The 739-nt window shown below is 34.1% G+C and carries 1 protein-coding gene; it reads right to left on the bottom strand.

The annotated features are described in order from the left end of the window. Positions 1-127 precede the first annotated feature (127 nt). Complete coding sequence (tnpA, locus tag KQI30_RS16885; protein WP_216464505.1) at positions 128-601, bottom strand: IS200/IS605 family transposase; 474 nt, start codon at positions 599-601, stop codon at positions 128-130. Positions 602-739: the final 138 nt, after the last annotated feature.

Below are 739 nucleotides of genomic sequence, written 5' to 3'. Positions count from 1 at the left end.
AATCATAACTACCCGTTAAACGGGTAGTTTGCTCTGCGCCTATAAGGCTTTGTTACTGGCCGTGCTATTCGCACGTTGAATTAGTCTGCCGACCGCAGTCCTTTTACCGGCTGCACCTAAAGGTGCTTTATTTTTTGCCTTGGTTTACCGGCTCACCCGTAAACGGGTCAATATATTCTTTTAAACTCATTTGTTCATAAGCTATATCTTCTTGTATTTGATTTTTTATATACTCTTCTATTACTTTTTTATTTCTTCCTACAGTATCAACATAGTATCCTTTACACCAAAAATGCCTATTGCCATATTTATACTTCAAATTTGCATGTCTATCAAAAATCATTAATGAACTTTTACCTTTTAAGTATCCCATAAATTGAGCTACACTCAATTTAGGTGGTATACTTACAAGCATATGTATATGATCTGGACATGCATTTGCTTCTATAATTTCTACTCCTTTTCTTTCACATAATAATCTAAGTATTCTTCCTATATCAGCTTTTATTTTCCCGTATATTACTTGTCTTCTATACTTCGGAGCAAAAACTATATGATATTTACAATTCCACTTGCTATGTGCTAAACTATCAATGTCCATTAACGGACACACCTCCTTGTAACTTATAGTATTGGTCGGCAAACCTACTATTATTTTACATCGGAGGTTTTTTATTTTCTACGTATAGCTAAAAGCTTTTTAGAACCACAGGTCGAACCTGTGGTATTCATTAAACAA

Origin of the sequence: Clostridium bornimense (assembly GCF_018917145.1) — a bacterium.
Taxonomy (GTDB): Bacteria; Bacillota; Clostridia; order Clostridiales; family Clostridiaceae; genus Clostridium_AN; species Clostridium_AN bornimense_A.
Note: the sequence above shows the minus strand (reverse complement) of the source record. Positions and strands in the feature narration are given on the sequence as shown.

Coding starts and splice junctions, on each gene's coding strand:
- tnpA (WP_216464505.1), bottom strand. CDS start 601: ATGGACATTGATAGTTTAGCACATAGCAAGTGGAATTGTAAATATCAT.